The sequence below is a fragment of the Embleya sp. AB8 genome (assembly GCF_049739465.1).
In the GTDB taxonomy this organism is placed as follows: domain Bacteria; phylum Actinomycetota; class Actinomycetes; order Streptomycetales; family Streptomycetaceae; genus Embleya.
Genome location: NZ_JBMHHY010000011.1, coordinates 269,276 through 286,562, shown reverse-complemented (window position 1 = coordinate 286,562; position 17,287 = coordinate 269,276). Strand labels below are relative to the sequence as shown.

The window sequence follows — 17,287 nt, the reverse complement described above, 5'->3', positions numbered from 1 at the left end:
GGTTCGGCCGTCGGGCGCCGGCCGAGATCCGGTGCCGTGGCCCTGCGGTCGCGGCGCTGCCAACGAGCCTGGCACTGCCCGCGCGTGGACGCCCGTTTCCCACGCAAGTCCACGCAGCCCATGTCCGTCGAGGGTCCGCGCACCTACACTTGGCCCCGCTGTCGCGGGCGCGGGAGCGATGGGGGGCACAGTGGTCGGCACGTACGGCGATGGGGCACCGGACCCGGATCGGGCGACCGATTTAGCCGGTTTCATCGCCCTGTTGGGCGAACTGCGCGCCTGGGCCGGGCAACCGTCCTACCGGACGCTTGCCAAACGTGTGGGCCCGCTGATGCGACCGCCGCAGGTGGTGTCGGCGTCCACGGTGATCGACGCCTTCAAGTCCGGGCGGCGCCGGCTGGACATGGATCTGGTCGTCGCAATCGTCCGTGCCCTGGGGGTGGACGAGCCGGGCGTGGTCGGCTGGCGGCGGGCCTGCGTCGCGGTGCACGCCGCGGCCAAGTCGACCGGTCCGATCGGGGTCTTCCGCCAATTGCCCGCCGATCCGGCCGGGTTCGTCGGGCGGGACGAGGAACTGGCCCGGCTCGAAGCCACGATCACCGCGCCGGGCGCGGCGGCGTCGACGGTGGTGATCTCGGCGATCGACGGCATGGGCGGCGTCGGCAAGTCGGCGCTGGCCGTGCGCGCCGCGCATCGGTTGCGCGGGCGTTATCCCGACGGGCAGTTGTTCATCGACCTGCACGGGCATACCGCCGGGCAGGCACCCCGGGACGCGGCGGAGGTGCTGGAGTGGTTCCTGCGTTCGCTCGGTGTCCCGCCACAGTCGATCCCCCGCGAGCTCGACGAGCGCGCCGCGTGCTACCGGGATCGGCTCGCGGACACCCGGACGCTGATCGTGCTGGACAACGCGGTCGGTACCGCGCAGATCCGACCGCTGCTGCCCGGGACGCCCGGCTGCCTGGTCATCGTCACCAGTCGCAAGCGCCTCACCGGCCTCGACGACGCGCACACGGTGGCCCTGGACACGCTCACCCCGGCCGAGGCGACGGAGCTGCTCCATCGGGTGGCGGGCCCCGATCGTATCCCGCGGGGGCATCCGGCGATCGCCGAACTGGTCGAGTTGTGTGGCCGGTTGCCGCTGGCGATCCGGATCGTCGCGGCGCGGCTGCGGCATCGGCGAGCCCTGCGGGTCGAGGATCTCGTCGAGCAACTGCGTGACGAATCCGGCCGGTTGGGCCGGCTCGGCGACGAGGCCCGGGATCTGACCGCCGTCTTCGACGCCTCGTACACCGCACTGCCCGAGGCCGAGCGGCGCCTGTTCCGCCGGCTGGGCCGGGTGCCCGGCCCGGACTTCGACGGGTACGCCGCCGCCAATCTGCTCGACGCCGACGTCCCCACCGCCGAACGCCTCCTGGATTCGCTGCTCGACCACAATCTGCTCATCCAACTCACGCCCGGCCGCTACCGGTTCCACGACCTGATCGGCCTGCACGCCCGCAGTCGCGGCGCCGACGGTCCGCGCGGGGATTGCGAACCCACCGAGGAGGCGGAACGCGCCGCCGCCCGGGGGCGGTTGCTGGACTACTACCTGCATACGGCGCGGCAGGCCGATGGCCGGCTGACGCCGCATCAGCGGCCCGGCCCGCCGCGGACCGGGCCGGTGCCGGTGGCCGTTCCGGATCTGCCCGACCGGGCCGCGGCACTGACCTGGGTGCGGGCCGAGCGGGACAACCTGATGGCCGTGGCGGCCGACCCCCGGTGCGTGATCGCCCTCGCCGCGTCCCTGGCCGCCTTCCTCCTCCAGGAGGGCCCGTGGCCGCAGGCCGCCGCGTTGCAGCGGAGCGCGGCCGACGCCGCGCACGAGTCGGGCGACCGGTACGGCGAGGCGACCGCGCTGGAGAACCTGGGCCGGGTCTGGTACGTCCAGGGGGAGTTCGCCGCCGCGGCCGAGCCGTACGAGCGCGCGCTGGCGGGCTATCGGGACGTCGGCGACCGGCACGGCGAGGCGAGTGCGCTGGAGGAGTTGGGCCGAGTCCGGTACATGCTGGGCGAGTTCGCCGCCGCGGCCGAATTGCACGAGCGGGCGTTGGCCGGTTTTCGGGAACTGGGCGATCGGTACGGCGAGGCGGGCTCGCTGTGGAGCCTGGGCCGGGTACGCCACGCGACGGGGGACTATCCGGCCGCCGCCGACGCGCTGGAACAGGCCCTGGCGCGCTATCTCGACGTCGGGGCGCGGCAGGGCGAGGCCAGTGCGCTGTGGGAGCTCAGCCGGGTGCGACACGCGAGTGGGGACTACCCCGGGGCGGGAAGCCTCCAGGAGCGGGCCCTGGTGATCATGCGCGAGCTGGGCAACCGTCAGGGTGAGGCCAACGCGCTGTGGAGCCTGGGCCGGATCCGGCTCACGACCGGGGATGTACCGGCCGCGGCCGCCGCGTTGGAACGTGCCTTGGCGATCTATCTCGACCTGGGCAAGCGCGACGGCGAGGCGTACGCGCTCAAGGACCTGGGCCGGGTGCGCGCCGCGACCGGGGACGTGTCGGCCGCGATCGAGCTGCTGGAGCGGGCGCTGATCCTGTTCCGGGACCTCGGTCAGCGCTACGGCGAGATCAACACCCTGCACGATCTGGGCCGAGTGCGGCACGCGGCCGGGGACGTCCCGGCCGCCGCCGCCCTGTTCGAGCGGGCCCGGGCCTTCTTCCGGGACGCCGGCGACCACCAGGGCGAGGCCGAAGTCCTCACCAGCATGGGCGCGTTGACCCTCGACACCGCCGGCCCACGCGCGGCCCTCCCCCTGTACCGCGAGGCCCGCGACCTGGCCCGCCGGGTACACAGCCCGTTGGACGAGGCCAGAGCCCTCGAAGGCGCCGCCCGCTGCACGGTACACACCCCCGAACACGAAGCGGCCCTGGCCCACCTCCGCCAGGCGGTGGCCCTGTACGACACCCTGGGCGCCGCCGAGGCCAAAACCACCGCGGCCTACCTGGCCACCTTCGAGTAGACCCGACCCGGCAGACCGGGAGTGTGACTCCCGGGATAGCCGCGTCCTGGTTGCGGCGCCGGCGAAGCGACACCGTGGCACCCATGAACAACAACGACGCACCCCACCCGTTCGTCGGCATGTGGGTCACCGCGGACGGTTTCATCCGCCAGGAACTGCTCGCCACGGGCCGCTACGACGAGGCCCGCGGCAACACGCGGAGTGCATACACCGGGTCCTACACCGTGGTCGGCAACCACATCGACTACCGCGACGACACCGGCTTCACGGCCACCGGCGACATCCACGAACGGCGTCCTGCACCACGAACACCTGATCCTCCACCGCGAGGACCCCACCACCCATCACCCCGACCGGCCGGCTGCCTGACAGTCCGTGGGTCGAGCGTCGTCGGTGCGGATCGTGGTTGAGTCGTCTACGGGTCGACGCCTACCGTGTGGGGCTGTGAGCAGTGCATTGCAGGAGATCGCAGCCGTCAACGAGCGCATCGTTGCCACCGGGGAATACTCGACGCCCTATGGGACCGTCTCGGTGGCGCCCGCGCTTCGAGCCGCGATCAGCCGTACCGTCGGCCATCCTCCGGAGCTGCCGGTCGAGCCGGTCGGTGTCGGTGCCGAGTATCGGACGGTGTTCGAGGTGACCGGGGAGAGCAGTCTTCAGGCCGCCAGGCGTCTCTCCCTGGCGGACACGGGATCGGTTGCGGTGCTGAACTTCGCGTCCGCCCGCAACCCGGGAGGTGGCTACCTGCGCGGTGCTCGGGCTCAGGAGGAGGATCTCTGCCGCAGTAGTCTGCTGCATCCCTGCCTGCTCCGCGTGCCCGACTTCTACGCCGCCCACCGCTCCCGGGCCGACCTCCTGTACACCGATCATGTCATCTGGTCGCCGGGCGTCCCGGTACACCGCGACCAGCAGGGCCTACTCCTCCGGGAACCGTACCCGGTGTCGTTCCTTACCTGCGCCGCCCCCAATGCCGGTGAGACGCTGCGGCGCGAGCCGGGCGCGCATCGGCGTATTCGGGAGGCGCTGCGTCGCCGGGCGGGACGCGTGCTGGCGGTGGCCCGTCATCATGGCGCGCGGCATCTGGTGCTGGGGGCCTGGGGATGTGGCGTTTTCCGGAACGAACCGCGTGACGTCGCTCGGGCGTTTCACGATCATCTGGCCGCGCCCGGCGGAGCGTTCTCCGCTGCGTTCGAGACGGTGGTCTTCGCGGTTTGGGAGCGTTCGGCCGAGTCGGGCAACCGGGCGGCGTTCGGTGATGTGTTCGGTCGCGTCAAGGGCCGCTCATCGGGTGTGGCCCGCGTCTCGGGCGGTCAGGGCGGCTTGGACGCGGTTGGTGACGTTCAAGGTGGTGAGGATTCGGCTTACGTGGGCCTTCACCGTGCTTTCGCGCATTCCGAGGGTGGTGGCGATTTCGGCATTGGTGTCGCCCTGGGCGAGTAGGGCCAGCACGTCTTGCTCTCGTGGGGTGAGGGCGTCGATGCGGGAGCGGGCCGGGCCCGCTCGGGCGCCGGTGGTTCGGTGGTAGCGGTCGATCAGGCGGCGGGCGGCGGTGGGGTGGAGCATCGCGGAGCCGGCCGCGACCAGGTGGACGGCGCGCAGGATCTCGGCCGGATCGGTGTCCTTCAGGAGGAAGCCGTCGGCGCCGGCCGCCAGCGCGTCGTAGACGTATTCGTCGAGGTCGAAGGTGGTCAGCGTGATGACTCTCGGTGGGTGCGGCAGCGCGCGTAGCAGGGATGTGGCGGTGATGCCGTCCATGTGCGGCATCCGGACGTCGACCAGCGCGACGTCGACGCGGTGCGCGCCGGCCTGTTCGACGGCTTGTCGGCCGTCGGCGGCCTGGGCGACGACCTCGATGTCGGGGTCCCCGTCGAGGAGGTCGTGCAGGCCCAGGCGGACGAGCGCGTCGTCGTCGACGATCATGGCGCGGATCACGTGCGGGAGCCGATCTGTTCGACGGTGGGATCGGGATGGGGGATCCGGGCCGCCAGACGCCACGCACCGGCGCCCCCGGGGCCGGCGTTCAGTTGCCCGCCGAGTGCCTCGACCCGCTCCCGCAGGCCGACCAGTCCGAACCCGGACGGCACCGCCGGCTCGGCGCCCCGGACGCCCGGCGGGTTGGTGACCTCGATCAGCGTGGCCGGCGGCCGATAGTCGACCCGGACCCGAACCGGCGCCTCGGGAGCGTGTTTTCGCGCGTTGGTCAGCGCCTCCCGAACCACCCGGACGACGGCGAGCCGATGGGCCGCGGGTGCCTGTTCCGGTGCACCGTCGACGGCGGCGTCGATCCGTTGTCCGGCGGCCCGCGCCTGCTCGATCAGCTCCGCCACGTCGCGCACGGCGGGCCCGAGACCGGCGCCGCCGGGGTGCACATCGGTGTCGCGCAACGCGCCCAGCACATCACGCAGATCGGTCAACGCGTCGGTGGCGGCCGTACGCAACAACCCGAGGCGATCGACCACGGCGGCGGGCACCGTGTCCTTCCTGGTGGCCAGGACGCCCGCGTGCAGCGCGATCAGGCTGAGCCGATGGGCGAGTACGTCGTGCATCTCCGCCGCGATCGCCGACCGCTCGGCGGTGCGCGCGGCCTGCTCGCGCAATTGCCGCTCGACGCCCAGCTGTCGCACCTGCGCGTGCAACGCCTGGACCAGGCGGTGTCGGTTGCCCATCCACAACCCCGCCACCACGGCCAGCAGCAGGAACAGGCCGGAGCCGTACTCCTGCGGCCTGGACAGGGAAACCGTCGGGTGCGCGAGCGCGTTGCCGGCCGATGCGGCGAGCGCGCAGGTCACCGCCGCCGGGGTGTGCCCGTGCGCGGCGAGGTCGAACAGGGCGATCAGGAGCAGCGGCAACATCGGCCAGCCCCACACGCCGGCCGCCACCGTCGTCAGCGCGGGTGCCGGCAGCCAGTGCCCCCGACGCGGCAGCAGGGCCAGGCCGCACACCACCGCGACCGCGGTGCGCGGCTCGAGGTATCGGCCGCCGTCGGTCGCCGCGCCGTTCTGGACGGCCGCCTGGGTGCACAACACCACCAGGACGCCACGGCCGTACCCGGTCCACCGCCGACTCCATTCCCGGTTCACCGGCACATCGTAGGCATCCGGTGTGCGGCCGCTCGTCCGACGTTCCGCCACGGCGACCCCCGACTTTGGTAGGGGGCGACGGCCGTACAACGGCGGATTCCCGGCGCCGGAGTCGTTCCTAGCGTCGACGTCATGACCGACCGGAGCACATCACCCGACATCGACCGAGTCCTCGCCCGGCGCAGCGCCGACGGCTGGACGTTCCTCCGCGAAGCGGCCCGCGACCTGCGCACGGTGGGGGCCGTCGCGCCCAGTGGCCGGGCGCTGGCCCGGCTGCTCACCGATCCGGTGGACGAGCGGGGTGCGCAGCCGCTGCGGGTCCTGGAGGCGGGCGCCGGTACCGGCTCGGTCACCCGGGTCCTCCTGCCGCGTCTGTCGCCCGGCAGCCGGCTGGACCTCGTCGAGGCCAATCCGCGCTTTGCCGCCCGGTTGTGCGGGTTCACGCACGTCCACGGCGGCCGGGTGCGGGTACACCACACGTTCGTCGAGGAGTTCGACACCGATCACCGCTATGACGTGATCGTCTCGGGGCTGCCGTTCACCAACTTCACGCCCGACCGGGTCGAACGGATTCTGGACCGCTATCTGGACCTGCTGGCGCCGGGCGGCGTGCTCACCTACTTCGCCTATCCCGGCACCCGCCACGCCCGCGCCCTGATCGCCTCCCGTACCGAGGCCCGCCGCCACCGCGCCGTCGAGGACGTACTGGCGAACCACCGGCGCCGGCACGCCACAAGTTGCCGAATCGTGTGGCCGAACCTGCCGCCGGCGAAGGTCTGGCGCCTGCACGGCCGCCCCGCCGCCGCCACACCCGCGCCGCCCCCGCCGAACGCCGTTGCCGGCGCGACCCGGTGACCGTTGCAAACCCGCTCCCCCGCGGCGACATAGTTTTCCCCCTGGCCGGGCGTCGAGAGGTCGGAACACCAGCCACGAAGGGGTGAAGATCCTGAATAGGGACGAAGAGGCGGAGTTTTGCGCGTTCGCGCTGACTCGACGTGCCGCGTTGGTGCGCACCGCCATCCTGCTGACCGGGGACGTGGGCGACGCGGAGGATCTGGCGCAGACCGTGTTGGCCAAGGTGTACGTGTCCTGGCATCGCGTGGTCCGAGCCGACAATCCGGACGCCTACCAGCGTCGCATGTTGGTGAATACGTTCGTGTCGCGTCATCGGCGGCGTCGCGTCAAGGAGTTTCTCGCCCACCGCACGCCCGAACCGCCGGTCCCCGACCAGACCGAGCGGGTGGTGACCCGCAGTGTGCTGATCGCCGCATTGACCCGGCTGCCGCCGGGGCGGCGCACGGCGGTGGTCCTGCGCTACTGGGCGGACCTGAGCGAATCGGAGACCGCGGCGGCGATGGGTTGCACGGTGGGCACCGTGCGCAGCCAGGCGTATCGCGGCCTGGCGCAACTGCGCGCCGATCCGGACGCGGCCGGGTTGATGTCGCCGGAGTTGTGGCAGCACGAGGGGACGAGTCGATGACGGAGGAGCACGTGCGACTCAGGGAAGCACTCACGGCCGAACTCGACAGGATCGAGGTACACGAGCCGGCCTGGGAGGCGGTCGTGGAGAGCGGCCGGCGCACCCGCCGGCGGCGTCGGGTCACGGTCGGCGCGCTGGTGGGCCTGTGTCTGATCGCCGGGCCGGCGGTCCGGTGGGCCTGGGCACCGGACGCGGACCGGAGCACGACGATGGTCTCCGCGGGCGTCGCGCCGCCGGGGGCGCCCGGCGACCTGGCCGGCCAGGGCACCATCGACGACCACCTGTGGTCGATCCGGGTCACCCGGCAGCCGAACGGCGAGGAATGCGCACGCGGCGAACTCGACGGCCGACCCGGCGGATTCGCCTGCGGCAGCGCACCCCAGGTCCTGGTCGGCGACCCGGTGCAGGGCATCGGCCACCTCAACTACGGCAGTGGCCCGATCGGCAACCCCTACGGCTCCGTCTTCGGCGTCGCCTCCGATCAGGTCACCGTCGTCGTGCTGCGACTGGCCGACGGCACCGAGTTCAGGGCCACCCCCGTCGAGGTCGGCGCCGCGCACCGTTACTTCGCCTTCGTCTACAAGGGTGATCCTCGGTTCACCCTGATCGCGTACGACGCCCAGGGCCGCCAACTCGCCCGCGGCGCCCGCAAGTAGCGCACCCGACCGCGGCCGACGCGGCCACGCCGACCGGGATTCGCTCACCCGGACCCGGGGCCACCCCCGCCTGGGATGCACCGGTGGGCGCCGGTGGTGTGGCCGCGCTCGGCCGGCCTCGCGGCCCGTCCCGTCCTCGGCCAACCCGGCTCGTACGCACGGGAGTTGCACCTGGGCTCGCTGCGGAATCGAGCCTCGCGCATGTTACCCCGATCCGATCATCGGGGTCGGGCCGCGCACACGTCCGATGCGTGAACAACCTCACAACATCTTTTCGGCGCACCCTCGTTCGGGACCGTCCGGCGGCCGGGTGGACGGCCGCGTGGCGCGGTCCGCACCGCCCGCGACACGCCCGGGCTTCGACCACCGCAATGGTCGCTATGCTCCGATTGACCCATACATTCGAGCCATTTCCCGCCCGGGGACAGCCGGCTTTTCCAATACTCGGCACCGAGGCCCGGCGCATCGAATTCAGTTGCCATCGCTCGATATACCGGACATATAGCTCGATCCCGGGAATGGTCGCGCGCGCGAAGTCGATCGCCGGCAAGAAGTGTCGTCGAGCCCCGAAACGGGGAAGTCGACGCCACTACACTCGCTACGCCCCATCGACGACAGAGCAGCGGAGCGTGACATGTGCAGCGGGCGGGTCGCGCTGTTCGCGATGCGCGGGGCACCGACCGAGTGCGTGCCTCGCGTACCCGGCCGACCCCGAAGTCGACTCGCTGCGCTCGCCGTTGCCCGCCTGATAGCGCGACGAGGACCGTGGGAATGAATTTTGTACAGGACCCCGCACTTTGGTACGGGGTGGCCGGCACCTGTGCCGCGGCCGTCTACGTGGCCCGCAGCCGAATAACCGTCAAGGACCTGAGGGAAAGGAATCGTCTGCTGGCCGAGGATGTGCGCATGCGCGACGACGAGCTGGACAATGTCGTCCGGGTGTTGCTGCCGGCCCTGGTCGAGACCGGGGAACGGCTCAAGGGGTCGCTCCTGCGGCACGAGGAACTGCGCGCGACGCCGTACGCGCAGAACATCGAGACGGTCGTGGGGATGTTCACCACCGCCGTCGAGGACGCCCGCGACCGTGCCGACCACTCCGCCAAGAACGCGCTCAAGGCCGCCATGCGCACGCTCCAGGCGCTGGCCGGCGAGCAGCAGTTGGCGATCTCCGAGATGCAGAACGACTACGTCGACGCGCAACTGCTCCAGGATCTCCTGGCGATCGACCACATGAACTCGCAATTCGGCCGTCGGGCCCAGGTGATCGCCGCGCTGTGCGGCGGTTGGACCGGTCGCCAGCGCGCTGCGGCGCCGCTGTACGACGTGATGCGCGGCGCGAAGGGCCGTATCCGTGACTACCTGCGGGTGGAGATCCGGATGCAGTCCAACGTCGCGGTGATCGGCCGCGCGGTCGAGCCGGTCGCGTTGGCGGTGGCCGAACTCCTGGACAACGCGGCGAGTTACTCCCCGCCGCACACCACCGTCGAGATCAACTTCCAGACCGTGCCCAACGGGGTGTGCGTCATGGTCGACGACGCGGGCGTGGGCATGCACGAGGAGGCCCGACAGAGCGCGGCCCGCTTCCTGAACGCCAAGGAGCCCGTGGGCATCACCCGCCTGGGACACCCGCCCCAGTTCGGCTTCCCGGTGATCGGCATGCTCGCCGCCCAGTACGGCTTCACCGTCTCGGTGGACACCCGATCGCCCTACGGCGGGATGCGCGCGGTGGTGATGTTGCCCTCCGAACTGCTCACCACCGCGGTCGACGCGGAGCCCGCCCCGGCCCCCGTGCGCCGCCGCGTCACCCGCGCCGCGACCGCGGAGGCTCGACCGGCCGCACCCCGGACGGCCGCGCCGGCCGCCGCTCCCGCCGGCGCCGCACGGGCAACCGCGCGAGCCGAGGCGGGCGCCGAGGCGCACACCGACGCGCGCATCGATGCGGAAGCCGCCGCAGGAGCCGCCGGCCCGGACGGCGAACTGCCGCAGCGCCGCCGCCGCGCCCCGTTGCCGCTCGACCGGACACCGCAACCGGTGCCGACGCACGCCCCCGACCGATCGGACGCGGAAACGGCGGGGTTGATGGGCGCGTTCCTGCGCGGAACCCGCTCCGGCCGCGTTCCCGATACAGACGACAAAGGGCAAGAAAACCGATGAACAACGAGCTGGCCTGGATACTCAACGACGCCCTCAAGGTCCCGGAGGCCCGGCACGCCGTCCTGTTGTCCGCGGACGGAATATTGCGCGCGCATTCCGACGGGATATCCCGGGACGAGGCGGATCGGCAGGCGGCGGCGCTGTCCGGACTCCAATCCATCAGCCGGAGCACGGCGGAGTTCATCGGCGATTCCGAGACGCCGTGGCGGCAGACGCTGGTCGAGTTCGGTGACGGATTCATTTTCCTGGTGGCCGCCGGGCCCGGCGCCTACCTGGCCGTATCGGCCACGCAGAACGTGGACATGGAGATCATCACGTTCCGCATGCAACAGCTGGTGCGCCAACTCGGAAAGGAAATGACCAGCCCGCCCCGACGGAATGCGGACCATTCGGTATGACCAACGATCCCACGCCGGAATCCGACGCCCCGGACTTGGTCCGCCCCTACGTCATCACCCGGGGCCGCGGCCACCCGACCCGCGAGGGTCTGGACCTGGTCAGCCTGGTGATCGCGTTGCCCGGCGACGCGTCCCCGCACATCCTCGACCCGGAAAGCACGCGCCTGCTCGCCCTGTGCCGGGGTGGGATCCTCTCGGTCGCCGAGGTCGCCGGACACCTGCAACTGCCCATCGGGGTGGTCAAGGTGCTGCTGTCCGACCTGATGGACACCGGCCTGGTGGCGACCCGCCGGCCCATCCCCGCCGCCGAACTGCCCAAGACCCAACTGCTACAGGAGGTGCTGGATGGACTCGCGCGTCTCTAGCGGCGCCGTCGCCGACCTCTACCTGGCCGACTCCGTCAAGGTCGCGGCGAAGATCCTGGTGGTCGGGCACTTCGCCGTCGGCAAGACCACGTTCGTCGGCACCATGTCCGAGATTCGTCCCCTGAGCACCGAGGAGACGATGACCCAGGCCGGCGCGCCCTACGACGACCTGACCGGCGCGAGCCGCAAGACCACCACCACGGTCGCCCTGGACTTCGGCCGACTCACCCTCAGCGATCGGCTCGTGCTCTACCTCTTCGGCACCCCCGGGCAACAACGCTTCGCCCAGGTGTGGAAGGACATGACCCTCGGCGCGCTCGGCGCGCTGGTCCTGATCGACCCGCAACGTTTCGACCAATCCTTCGACGTCATCGGCCTGTTGGAGGAGTACGACGTGCCCTACGCCGTCGCCATCAACCGGTTCGACGGCGCCGTCGAACTTCCCCTGGAGAAGCTGCGCGCCGCGCTCGACCTGCTGCCCGAGACGCCGCTGGTCACCTGCGACGCCCGCGACCGCGCCTCCTCGACCGAGGCCCTGATGGCCCTCGTCCGCTACCTCCAGCTCCGGGCACACAAGGAACTCGCGTGAACACTGGCCCACATGCCCGTCCGGCTCCCTCCGGCGAGCACCTCACCCCACCGCCGGGCTGCCCCGCCCACCACGGCGGCGGCGCCGTCCCCCTGCACGACAAGGCGTTCTCCGTCGATCCGCGCTCGGTGTACGAGCGACTGCGCCGACAGGGCGTGGCGGCGCCGGTGGAACTGGCGCCCGGGGTGGACGCGATGCTGGTCACCGACCACGCCGCCGCGCTGCGCGTACTGCACTCCCCGGAGTTGTTCGCCAAGGACCCCCGACGCTGGCTCGCGCTGGCGGACGGCACGATCCCGGCGGACAGTCCGGTCGTCCCGATGATGATGTATCGGCCGAACTGCCTGTTCACCGACGGCGCCGAACACCTGCGACTGCGCCAGGCGGTCACCGACAGCCTGGACCGGATCGACACGTACCAGCTGCGCCGCTTCGTCGAACGCAGCTCGGACTACCTGGTCGACCAATGGGCGGGCGCCGGCCGCGTGGATCTGCTGAACTCCTACGCGAAGACCCTGCCGCTGCTGGTGTTCAGCGAACTCTTCGGCAGTCCGCCCGAGTTGGGAGACCGCCTGGTCGCCGGCATCGCCGGCATCTTCGACGCCGTCGGCGACGCGGAGGCGGCCAACGAGCTGCTCACCGGCGCCCTCGTCGAACTCGTCGCGCTCAAACGCGAGCAGCCGGGATCCGACGTCACCTCGTGGCTGATGGCGCACCCCAGCCGGCTCACCGACGAGGAGATGATCCACCAACTCGTCATGCTGATGAGCGCCGGCACCGAACCGCAACGCAACCTGATCGCCAACGGGTTGCGGCTGATCCTGTCCGACGAGCGGTTCTCGGTCAGCCTGTTCGGCGGCGGTGCCTCCGTCGAGGACGCGCTCGACGAGGTGTTGTGGACCGAGCCCCCGATGGCCAACTACGCCGTGCACTACCCGGTGCGCGACGTCGACCTGTCGGGCGTCACGCTGCGTCGGGGCACCCCGGTGGTGATCAGCTTCGCCGCCGGCAACAGCGACCCCGCGCTGTTCGCCAACGGCCGCAGACCGGGCAACCGTTCCCATCTGGCCTGGAGTGCGGGCCCGCACGCGTGCCCGGCCAAGGATTCCGCCTGGCTGATCGCCACCGCCGCGATCGAGAAGCTGCTCAACCGCCTCCCCGACCTCGAACTCGCGGTACCGGTCGAGGAGTTGGTCTGGCGACCCGGTCCGTTCAACCGCGCGCTCAGCGCGCTGCCCGCCCGCTTCACGCCGGTCCCGCCACGCGGCGCACCCCGTGCCGCCAAGGCGGCACCGGTACGCCCCGCACCCGCCGCCACACGCCCCAATCCCGACCCGCGCAAGAGCGGCGGCGTGTGGAGCTCGTTTCTGAATTGGTGGCGAGGCGAGATGTGATGCGCTGACCCCCCGAGCAGGAACGAGCGGCACCGGTCATCGCGAGCCGGGGTCGGAGCGGTCGCAGGCCGCTCCGACCCCGGATGTTCGAGACCCCGCCCGACAACCGCAGAAGCCGTCGAGATCGGCCGCCCGCACCCGGGGACGGTCGATCGATCCACGCTGTGCCGAGCCTTTGCCTGACTACCCGTGCCTGACCACCTGACACCTTGTCGAGTTCGAAGGAGCCGTCGTGCAGTCCTCAGCGTCCACCACCGTCATCGACAGTCGAACCGTCGTCGCCCTGTTGTCCCGCCTGCGCTCGATGGCCGGACAGGCGGATCCACTGCCGCTGTACGCCAGTCTAAGGGAGCTGGGCGACGTGGTGCCCGCGCCCTGGGGTGGCTACCTGGTGACCGGCCACCGATCGTGCGACGAGGTACTGCGCAGCCCCGACTGGCTCGCCCTGGATCAGGCCTGGCGGGCCCAACGGGCGGAAGGTTCCCGCTGGTCGACACCGTCCTCGCGTGAGCTCGAACAGACCCTGGTGACGCTCAACCCGCCGCAACACACCCGGATCCGCAGGTCTGTCAACAACATCTTCGACCGCGGCACCCTCGACACGCTGCGCCCGACCGTCGAACGGGTGGCGAACGAACTGCTGGACACCCTGGTCGAGCACGCGGGCGACGCGGACGCGGACTTCGCCGAACTCGTCGGCGAGCAACTGCCGGTGGTCACCGTCGGGCACTGGCTCGGACTGCCGCCCGAGGACTTCGACCTGCTCCGCGCGTTGACCCACGCGCAGGCGTACGCCCAGGAGTTGCTCCCCACCAAACGCCAACTCCGGGCCGCGGACCACGCGATCCGGGGGTTGCGCGAGTACTTCACCGCCCTGGTCGCGCGCCGCCGCGCGGAACCCGGCGACGATGTGATCTCCGGTTGGTTGCGCGCCTGGGACACGTTGGAGCCGGACCGAGCGGTCGCCGACGAACACGTCTACGCGCTCGCCATGTTCGTGGTCATCGCGTCCCTGGAGACCACCTCGGCGCTGCTGACCACGATGGTCTGGACCTTCGACCGGCATCCGGAGCAGCGGTCGTGGCTGCGCGAGCACCCGGCCGCCGTGCCGGACGCCGTCGAGGAGGTCCTCCGCTACGACCCGCCGCTCCACCTCACCACCCGCTACGCGAGTAGGGATCTGGTCCTGGCCGGTGTCCCCGTGCCCCGGGGCGAGGTCGTGCACACCCTGCTGTGCGCGGCCAACCACGACCCGAGCGAGACCCCCGACGCGCACACCTTCGACGTCACGCGTCGGGCCCGGCACATCTCCTTCGGCAGCGGCATCCACTACTGCGTCGGGGCGAGCCTGGCCCGCCTGGAGGCCGGCGTCCTGTTGGAGACGATGCTGCGTCGGCTGCCCGCACTTCGGGTGGTGGCGCCGCCGACCTGGGAACCCAGACTGGCGTTTCGCCGGATCACCCGGCTGCCGGTGAGCGTGCGCTGAGCAGTCGCCGGCGGGGGCCGGTCGCGTCCGGGAGCCGGCCGACGCGACCGGCCCCCGCCGGGGTCAGCGGGCGGACCCGGCGCCCAGGAAAGCGGAGAGGAAGTGGCCGTCGAGGATGGACAGATCGCCGAACCGGTCGCCTCGGCTGTAGGCGTTCATCAGCGTCTTCGACGCGTGCAGTGCCGCGACGGGCCTGCGCACGACGGGCTTGATCCAACCGCGCACGACGTCGTCGAGTTCACTGGCCGGCGCCACCCGATGCAGGATCGACAGCCGGTGTGCGGTCGACGCGTCGAACGCGTCGCCGGTCAACACGAGTTCGCGGATCCGGGCGGCGCCCACCTCGCCGATCAGTCGGGCCATCGCGCCGCCCCACGCGGTCGGCAGTCCCAGGGCCAGTTCGGGCATCCGAAACCGTGACTCGATATCGCCCACCCGCAGGTCGCAGAAGATCGCCAGGGCCAGCCCCGCGCCGATCACCTGGCCATGGACCCGAGCGATGGTGACCGGATCGGCGGCGGCCAGCCCCTCGCACACCAGCCGCGCCTTGTCGCCGAGCCGACGTACGGCCGGCCCGCCGGGATCCTCGGCCGCCAGGCGCAACAGTTCACCACGATCGCCGCCCACACAAAAGGAATCGCCCTCGCCGGACAGGACGAGTACGCGCACGTCGGTGCGGCAGCGCAGGTGGGCGAGCACCGCCAGGAGGTCGTCCAACATGCGCTCGTCGAGCGTGTTGCCCACCTCCGGTCGGGCCAACCGCACCTGCAACACCGCCCCTTCGAGGCTGGTGCGCACCGTCTTCAGATCCAGCGAGTCCACGTACGTGACCCCTTCCCGGTTACCGGTCGCGCGGGAAATCGCCGCCGCACCAGTGCGGAAGCCCCGTCGATCACCAGATCGTCGCATCGATGATCACGACTTGAGGAGCCGAATCCACGCCATTCGCGGGCTTTGGCAGGGCATTCACGCCACGCGGCGTCTCCGTGGAAGCACCGTCCGTGGCGAAAGCCGGTGCCACAGTCGGTGGCGAGCCGGCTCCGCCCACCCGTCGGGTCGCGGAGGCAGGTCGCGCCACCCGATCGGGCGCCATGGCGACAACTACTCAGAGTGTCTCGAATCTGACAGAGTGTCGTCGATCGAAAACGCCCAAGGGCGTTGTGTTTGGTGATATTTGTGACAAGAGATTCTGGGATATTCATGAACAAGAACGCCGCCGTGTTCTCCGAGGGGCGATTCCTGATCGACGCGGAAGCCATGGCCAAGACCATCGGCGCGCCGTACGACGAGGAGACCACGCGTCGTGTCGTGGAGGTGTTCGGCGCGCACTTCCACACCGGGGCGGTGCTGTGGAAGATCACCGATCGGCCCGGCGACCATCTCGGCTACCGGTTCTTCGCCCGCGAGCGCACCGACACCGTGCAGACCGCGCTCGCCGCCGGGTTCGTCCGGCCGGGCCCGGCGACCGCGCTCGTGGCCGAGTGGGATCGCACCTTCGGCACCGACGCCATCCAGTCCTGCGACTTCGACGGCTTCAACGGCATGGCGAAGACCTGGGTGTATCTGGGCGGGATGCGCCCGGCCGAGCAGGCCCTGGACAACCCGGCGGTACCGCCCGGGCTGCGCGCCCGCCTGCCGAGGCTGCGGCAAGTGGGCCTGGATCACGTCCGGTTCACCGCCGTCGACTACCGCCACGACAGTCTCAACGTCTACTTCCGGGCCCGTGGCCCGCTGACCCCCGCCCGGGCCGCGCAGGTGCTCGGCGCCGTCGACATCGCCGCGCCCGACGACACGTCGGTGGCCCGGATGCGTTCCGTCGTCCCGGAGGACTTCTGCCTGGCCGTCACCTTCACGATGGACACCGGCCGCCCGGTACGAGCGTGCTTCTACGCCCTCGGCATCCCGCAGGACCGGGTCCCCCCGCTGCCCGGGCGCATCGCGACGCTCTTCGAGGACACGCCCCACTACGACCGGGAGGTCATTCGCGGGCTCGGCTGGTCGTTCGGTCCCGGCGAGGGCACCTATCTCAAGGCCGAACACTCCTATTGCGGCGACATGGCCGCTCGGCTGCGCGACTGGGACTGCTACCTCACCGGCAGCGCGGGCCGAGACCCGATCCTGGCCGCCGCGGATCCGTTGCCGGCCGGCGCGGACGGCGCGGCCCCGATGGTCCGGGTGATCAACCCCGAGACGGCGTACGAGGGCAAGCAGCGGATGGGCCTGGTGGCCGGGATCTGTCGGCAGACCGTCGGCTCCCAGGCCCTGTGTATGCATCTGATCGCGATGAAGCCGCGTTCGCGCGGTGCGGTGCACATCCACGACGGCCACGAGTCGTCCCTCTATGTCACGGCCGGTCGCACCCGTACCTACTTCGGGCCCGACCTGGAGCACCACATCGACAGCGGGGTGGGGGAACTCCTGTACATTCCGGCCGGGTTGCCACACATGGCCGCCAATCTGACGGACGAGCCGGCGGCCGGTGTGATCGCCCGGACCGATCCGGACGAGCAGGAGAGCGTGCGTCTGTTGCCGCACCTGGAGGACAAGGCGGCCGCGCTGTTCGCCGGCCACCTGGCCGAGCAACCGGCGACCGCCGAAGTCGAGTAGCGGGCGGGGGTGGGCGGAAGGAGCGTCGTCGCGCCGACGACGCTTCGGGCGCCCGCGCGGCACCCGGCCGGTCCCGCGCC

General features: G+C 71.3%; 14 protein-coding genes and 2 pseudogenes. 13 read left to right on the top strand and 3 right to left on the bottom strand.

Going from position 1 to position 17,287, the window contains the following annotated elements; translation table 11 throughout:
* Positions 1–178 precede the first annotated feature (178 nt).
* From ABIA38_RS18240 to ABIA38_RS18230, 3 genes and pseudogenes are all read left to right on the top strand, one after another.
* Positions 179–2,998, top strand: a complete 2,820-nt coding sequence (locus ABIA38_RS18240; protein WP_424639721.1) for an ATP-binding protein — start codon at positions 179–181, stop codon at positions 2,996–2,998.
* An 83-nt stretch (positions 2,999–3,081) separates the two neighbouring features.
* Positions 3,082–3,367, top strand: a pseudogene (locus ABIA38_RS18235) (Atu4866 domain-containing protein).
* Between the two features lie 6 nt (positions 3,368–3,373).
* A pseudogene (locus tag ABIA38_RS18230) lies at positions 3,374–4,237 on the top strand (TIGR02452 family protein); the annotation flags it as partial.
* A 42-nt stretch (positions 4,238–4,279) separates the two neighbouring features.
* On the opposite strand, the gene ABIA38_RS18225 reads toward ABIA38_RS18230, so the two are convergent.
* The gene (locus ABIA38_RS18225) at positions 4,280–4,930 is read right to left on the bottom strand and encodes a response regulator (RefSeq protein ID WP_424639720.1); all 651 of its coding nucleotides are present in this window, start codon (positions 4,928–4,930) and stop codon (positions 4,280–4,282) included.
* A complete protein-coding gene (locus ABIA38_RS18220; RefSeq protein ID WP_424639719.1) occupies positions 4,927–6,078 on the bottom strand; it encodes a sensor histidine kinase in 1,152 nt (383 codons plus the stop codon). The genes ABIA38_RS18225 and ABIA38_RS18220 overlap by 4 nt, the downstream gene beginning before the upstream one ends.
* A 132-nt stretch (positions 6,079–6,210) precedes the next feature.
* Between ABIA38_RS18220 and ABIA38_RS18215 the strand changes: the two genes are divergently transcribed.
* The 9 genes from ABIA38_RS18215 (at position 6,211) to ABIA38_RS18175 (ending at position 14,600) form a co-directional block, all read left to right on the top strand.
* Entirely contained in the window at positions 6,211–6,933 is a 723-nt protein-coding gene (locus ABIA38_RS18215) for a class I SAM-dependent methyltransferase (RefSeq protein WP_424639718.1), read from the top strand.
* Positions 6,934–7,015: 82 nt separating this feature from the next.
* Positions 7,016–7,558 (top strand): SigE family RNA polymerase sigma factor, encoded by a 543-nt coding sequence (locus ABIA38_RS18210; RefSeq protein WP_424639717.1) that lies wholly within the window; start codon positions 7,016–7,018, stop codon positions 7,556–7,558.
* Positions 7,555–8,214 (top strand): hypothetical protein, encoded by a 660-nt coding sequence (locus ABIA38_RS18205; protein WP_424639716.1) that lies wholly within the window; start codon positions 7,555–7,557, stop codon positions 8,212–8,214. Before ABIA38_RS18210 ends, ABIA38_RS18205 begins: the two co-directional genes overlap by 4 nt.
* Positions 8,215–8,985: 771 nt before the next feature.
* On the top strand, positions 8,986–10,368 hold the full coding sequence (locus tag ABIA38_RS18200; RefSeq protein WP_424639715.1) for an ATP-binding protein: 1,383 nt from the start codon (positions 8,986–8,988) through the stop codon (positions 10,366–10,368).
* Positions 10,365–10,766 (top strand): roadblock/LC7 domain-containing protein, encoded by a 402-nt coding sequence (locus ABIA38_RS18195; protein ID WP_424639714.1) that lies wholly within the window; start codon positions 10,365–10,367, stop codon positions 10,764–10,766. Before ABIA38_RS18200 ends, ABIA38_RS18195 begins: the two co-directional genes overlap by 4 nt.
* The gene (locus ABIA38_RS18190) at positions 10,763–11,131 is read left to right on the top strand and encodes a DUF742 domain-containing protein (RefSeq protein ID WP_424639713.1); all 369 of its coding nucleotides are present in this window, start codon (positions 10,763–10,765) and stop codon (positions 11,129–11,131) included. Before ABIA38_RS18195 ends, ABIA38_RS18190 begins: the two co-directional genes overlap by 4 nt.
* Entirely contained in the window at positions 11,112–11,720 is a 609-nt protein-coding gene (locus ABIA38_RS18185) for a GTP-binding protein (RefSeq protein ID WP_424639712.1), read from the top strand. The genes ABIA38_RS18190 and ABIA38_RS18185 overlap by 20 nt, the downstream gene beginning before the upstream one ends.
* A 194-nt stretch (positions 11,721–11,914) precedes the next feature.
* A complete protein-coding gene (locus tag ABIA38_RS18180; RefSeq protein WP_424639757.1) occupies positions 11,915–13,114 on the top strand; it encodes a cytochrome P450 in 1,200 nt (399 codons plus the stop codon).
* Positions 13,115–13,346: 232 nt separating this feature from the next.
* On the top strand, positions 13,347–14,600 hold the full coding sequence (locus ABIA38_RS18175; protein WP_424639711.1) for a cytochrome P450: 1,254 nt from the start codon (positions 13,347–13,349) through the stop codon (positions 14,598–14,600).
* Positions 14,601–14,663: 63 nt separating this feature from the next.
* On the opposite strand, the gene ABIA38_RS18170 is transcribed toward ABIA38_RS18175, so the two are convergent.
* A complete protein-coding gene (locus tag ABIA38_RS18170; RefSeq protein WP_424639710.1) occupies positions 14,664–15,422 on the bottom strand; it encodes an enoyl-CoA hydratase/isomerase family protein in 759 nt (252 codons plus the stop codon).
* Positions 15,423–15,800: 378 nt separating this feature from the next.
* Between ABIA38_RS18170 and ABIA38_RS18165 the strand changes: the two genes are divergently transcribed.
* Positions 15,801–17,207, top strand: a complete 1,407-nt coding sequence (locus tag ABIA38_RS18165; protein WP_424639709.1) for an aromatic prenyltransferase — start codon at positions 15,801–15,803, stop codon at positions 17,205–17,207.
* Positions 17,208–17,287 lie beyond the last annotated feature (80 nt).